This window comes from Bacteroides sp. D55t1_190419_B8, assembly GCF_015558905.1.
GTDB lineage: Bacteria > Bacteroidota > Bacteroidia > Bacteroidales > Bacteroidaceae > Bacteroides > Bacteroides vicugnae.
In genome coordinates this window covers 1-2,521 of record NZ_JADMOU010000063.1, presented here as the reverse complement: position 1 = coordinate 2,521, position 2,521 = coordinate 1, and the positions used below count along the sequence as shown (strand labels likewise).

Sequence of the window (2,521 nt, the reverse complement as noted above, 5' to 3'; positions counted from 1 at the left end):
GTAAGCATCCGATAAAGTCCCCGTTTTCTCTGTCATATTTTCATAGCACCTTTGCCTGTGCAATATTGCATGAACTTCTAACATATTTTCATTATGACAAAAGAACAATTTACCTCTTTACAGGAACTGCATCGTTTAAGCGGTCTGAGTCTTCTGAAATTTCTGCAACGTGAACATGTCAGTTACTCCACGTACAATTATTGGAAACGTAAATCTTCCAGTATTCCCGATCACGAGACATCTGCTCCCCAATCAGTCTTAGCCCCCATCAGCCTGACGTCCCCCTGTATTGCTTCCTCCTCTTCTGTTTCCGGAATGACCCTGTTGTTTCCTAATGGCGTCCGTGCCCATTTGGGTGCCGGTATGGAAGAGGCCGCTTCCCGTTTGATTAACCAATACGCCTGTTGCCATGTTCTGCCTGAATGATACGATGCGGTATTTTCTCTGCCCCGGCAGGACTGATATGCGCAAGGGTATCAGTTCTCTCTGCGGTGTGGTACACGAGCGTATGGGCTGCAGTGTCAGGAACGGTGATGTATTCATCTTCATTGGCAGCAGCCGTAAATTGATGAAGCTTCTCCATGCCGAGGATGGCGGTCTGGTGATGTATGTCAAGCGCCTTGAAGCCGGTCATTTCAAGATTCCCGAATATGACGAGAAATCGTGCAGCTATCCGATGGAATGGCGCGATCTTGTCATTATGGTGGAAGGAATCCGTGAATCTCCCGGGCAGCGTTTGAGACGTCTGAGGGCGGAACGAAATGTATATACTGTATAAAAATAGATGTCGTATTCCTTGTCTGTCCGGGATATATTTTGTACATTTATAGTGTAATTAAAAGAAACGGATTATGACTCAGGAAGAGATGCTTTCACAGATGAACTCAATGCTGCAGTCCCTGCAGCAGGTGAACGCATCCCAGGCTGAGACCATTATCAGGCTTACCCGGCAGAATGAATCCTTACAGAACCGTCTCAATGAGCTGACGGCTCAAGTCGCATGGCTGAACCGCCAGCTTTTCGGTCACAAGTCAGAGAAACTCCCGTCTCTTGATTCCAACCAGCCTGACCTGTTCGGTGACTTTCTTCCTGATAACGCGGCTGAACTGGAAAAAGCGCGTGAAGTAGCGGTGCAGACAATCACAAAAGAAACGGTGGAGAGCAAGAAACGGGAACGGAATAATCGCAGGATAATGGAAGGTCTTCCCGTACTTGAAAGGGTAATCATCGAGCCGGAAGACATTGACCTGGAACTGTACAGGAAGATTGGTGAGGAAGTGACCCGTGTGGTGGAACATAAGCCCGGACAACTTTATATAAAGGAGATTGTACGGCCCAAATATGCCCTTAAAGACAACACTTCACTTCCACCGGTCGGCAGAAAAGGAGTGGAGATAGCCGCCATGCCGCTGTTGCCTATATACAAAGGAATAGCGGGACCTACACTTTTGGCGGAGATACTCCTGCAGAAATATGAGTATCATCTTCCCTTCTACCGCCAGGTGAAACAGTTGCATCACCTGGGCTTCAAAGCTAGTGAAAGTACCATAGACGGATGGTTCAAGCCTGCGGTTGAACTTCTCAAGCCACTTTACGAGGTACTCAGGCAGGAAATCATGAAATCCGACTACATACAGGGGGATGAAACGACCGTACCTGTACTGGACAAGGCAGGACATCAGACCAACAAGGAATACTTGTGGATGGTCAGGGCGGTAGTCGAACGACTGGTGCTTTTCCATTATGACAAAGGATCACGGTCAGGTACGGTGATAGGGCAACTGGCTAAAGACTTCAAGGGTTATTTCCAATGTGACGGCTTTGAGGGTTACGAATCGGCTTTCAAGGTCAACCCGAATGTGCGCCTTGTTAACTGCATGGCTCATATACGCAGGTATTTTGAGCAGGCACTTGCTGAAAACAGGCAGATGGCGGAACATGCCTTAAAAGAAATACAGCTTCTATATCGCATAGAACATGACTGTGACCAGAAGCAGCTTACAGAAAATGAACGAATGGGAAAACGTCAGGAACTTGCCGGACCTATTATGGATGCCTTGAAGCTATGGATGGAAACAGAAGGGATAAAATACAGCCCAAACAGCCTGACCGGAAAGGCGATAACCTATGCCTATACCCGCTGGGAGAATATGATGAGGTATCTGCAGGATGGACGTATCCATATTGATAACAATCTGGCGGAAAATGCCATCCGACCAATCACATTGGGTAGAAAGAACTACTTGTTCTGTGGAGACCATCAGGCGGCCGTCAGCATGAGTGTCGTCTGTTCGTTACTGGCTACGTGCAAAGCGCATAAAGTAAATCCGCGCACTTATCTGAATGACGTTATAGCAAGAATGCCATATATGCAGAAGGCAAATTATGAGGAACTGCTACAAATGTTGCCACACAAATGGAAGGAAAAGAATAAAGAATGATGGAGATACAACGATAGATGGCTGCTTACCAGGAAAGGAGATACAGCCATTTTTTATAGTGTACTTTATCGGATGCTTAC

The 2,521-nt window shown here is 46.8% G+C and carries 3 protein-coding genes; all 3 read left to right on the top strand.

What is annotated here, in order from left to right; genetic code table 11:
- Nucleotides 1–93: 93 nt before the first annotated feature.
- The 3 genes from I2I13_RS24325 (at nt 94) to I2I13_RS24315 (ending at nt 2,441) form a co-directional block, all read left to right on the top strand.
- Nucleotides 94–426: a hypothetical protein gene (locus tag I2I13_RS24325; RefSeq protein ID WP_195650753.1), complete on the top strand. Its 333-nt coding sequence runs from the start codon at nt 94–96 to the stop codon at nt 424–426.
- Nucleotides 410–778 carry an IS66 family insertion sequence element accessory protein TnpB gene (gene tnpB, locus I2I13_RS24320; RefSeq protein ID WP_195650752.1) on the top strand — a complete coding sequence of 123 codons (369 nt, stop codon included), beginning with the start codon at nt 410–412 and terminating at the stop codon, nt 776–778. The genes I2I13_RS24325 and tnpB overlap by 17 nt, the downstream gene beginning before the upstream one ends.
- Before the next feature lie 73 nt (nt 779–851).
- Complete coding sequence (locus I2I13_RS24315; protein WP_195650751.1) at nt 852–2,441, top strand: IS66 family transposase; 1,590 nt, start codon at nt 852–854, stop codon at nt 2,439–2,441.
- Nucleotides 2,442–2,521 lie beyond the last annotated feature (80 nt).